Genomic DNA, 1,442 nt, shown 5'->3' with positions numbered 1-1,442 from the left:
GGCTCATCGCAAATGAGAGTGTAGAAGCGGTCTGAACCCTCCCGTGTCCAGCAGTGCCCGGAGCAGGTAGTGGCCCAGATTCCGGAACCCCAGCGCGGTGCCCCTCAAGTGCTCGAGCCGGCCATTGATCGCCTCCGTCGGCCCGTTGCTCGTCCCAGGCCGGTCGAAGAACGCGAGCACATCAGCAGACCTGCGTTTCAGCGTTTTCCCCAGCGTGGTCAGTTCGTTCAGCGCTGTCGGCACGCCTGCCGAAAGACTCGCGATGACCGCCCGCAGTCGGTCTCTTCCGCGCGTGCGGTCGGGGTCGCGGTACGCGGCCACGATCCGCTGGTAGACCCACCACGTGACATCGACCTGCGTGTGCTCCTCGGCAGCGAGCACCGTCTCGAGCCTGCCGGTCTGCTTCTTGGTGAGCAGGTTGGCTCCCGTGAGTAGGACACGACGGATGCCGTAGAGCGGGTCCCCGGACCGGCCCCGGTGTCCGAGTGTCTCCTGCTGGATCCGCTGCCGACACCGCTCCACAGCATTCCCGGCCAGCGCGACGACGTGGAACGGATCCATCACCGGGGTCGCGTCAGGCAGCTCTTCGGTCGCGGCTGACTTGTAGCCGGCGAACCCATCCATCGCGATCTCCTCGACACCAGCGCGGAATGCTTGTGATTGGGCGGCCAGCCAGGTCTTGAACACCTTCTTCGACCGCCCCTCGACGATGTCCAACAACCGGGAAGGGCCCGTCTTGTCGCGGATCGGGGTGAGATCGATGATGACGGTGACGTACTTGCTGCCGAACGGGGTATGCCGCCACACATGCTCATCGACCCCGAGAACCCTCACGCCGTCGAACCTGCTGGGATCATCGACCAGCAGCTGTTGGCCGGTGGCGAGGATGGCGGTGTTGACGGTGTGCCATGACGCGCCGAGGCCTGCAGCGATGCGGCTGATGGACATCCTGTCGATGACGAGGCATTTCAGCGCCCACAGCACCGCCGACCTTGACAGCTTCGCCCTCGGCGCGGCGACCGGGTTGAGGTCTTCCCGCCAGACGCGTATGCAGGTCGGGCACCGGTAGCGGCGAACGCGGACGTGCAGGAGCGTGGGTCGCCAGCCGAGCGGGACGTGGACGAGCCGGCGGACCGCGGTTCCGCGAGGAATGCCTTCCGCACCGCACTCGTGGCACCAGGAGTCCTGGAACTCGGTACTGGTGCGGCATTCCAGGACCGCGTGATCGACGTCGACAGCTTGCCCTGTGACAGTCAGGTTGAGGGTATCGAGGAGGCAGAACGCGTCGAGACCAGGGGTCGTGAAGCTAGGCTTGTCCATGTCGAGGTCTTCCGGATGGAGAGTGTAGGAACTTCCATCTTCAGGGAGGCCTCGACGTCTACCCGGGCAACGACACGTGCGGACTCACAGAGCAGGCTCTACACCCTCATTTACGAAGAGCC

At 65.0% G+C, this 1,442-nt stretch carries 1 protein-coding gene; it reads right to left on the bottom strand.

Annotated elements, in window-relative coordinates; all coding sequences use genetic code 11:
* Positions 1-3: 3 nt before the first annotated feature.
* Positions 4-1,320 (bottom strand): ISL3 family transposase, encoded by a 1,317-nt coding sequence (locus ACT3TZ_RS15125; protein WP_444584237.1) that lies wholly within the window; start codon positions 1,318-1,320, stop codon positions 4-6.
* Positions 1,321-1,442: the final 122 nt, after the last annotated feature.

The sequence above is a fragment of the Brachybacterium sp. AOP25-B2-12 genome, from assembly GCF_052378625.1.
In the GTDB taxonomy this organism is placed as follows: Bacteria; Actinomycetota; Actinomycetes; order Actinomycetales; family Dermabacteraceae; genus Brachybacterium.
This window is presented reverse-complemented; position numbering and strand designations above follow the sequence as displayed.

What these genes read in the sequence shown, in the direction of transcription:
- ACT3TZ_RS15125 (WP_444584237.1), bottom strand. Translation starts at nt 1,320, where the DNA reads ATGGACAAGCCTAGCTTCACGACCCCTGGTCTCGACGCGTTCTGCCTC.